This is a genomic window from Alkalicoccobacillus porphyridii (genome assembly GCF_007293315.1).
Classification (GTDB): Bacteria; Bacillota; Bacilli; order Bacillales; family Bacillaceae_D; genus Alkalicoccobacillus; species Alkalicoccobacillus porphyridii.
Window position 1 is genome coordinate 1 of the sequence record NZ_VLXZ01000277.1, and the last position, 260, is coordinate 260.

The window sequence follows — 260 nt, forward strand, 5'->3', positions numbered from 1 at the left end:
GAAAATACTGCCGCTATGTACGCAACGCTAAACGTTAATAGTGAAGAGAAACTGCATGAATGCGTAACAATGTTGCGCTCTGCGCGGCGGATAATTCTGACCGTTATTGGCGCTTCGGGTCTGGTGGCGCAAAACTTTGCCTGGAAGCTGATGAAGATTGGCTTCAATGCTGCCGCAGTGCGCGATATGCATGCGCTACTCGCAACAGTACACGCGTCGTCCCCTGACGATCTGTTATTAGCCATTTCCTACACCGGTGT

General features: G+C 50.8%; 1 protein-coding gene. It reads left to right on the plus strand.

The genetic code is table 11. The features are described from left to right. A partial coding sequence (locus tag FN960_RS21900; RefSeq protein ID WP_143850830.1) for an SIS domain-containing protein occupies window positions 1-260 on the plus strand: 260 nt, incomplete at both ends.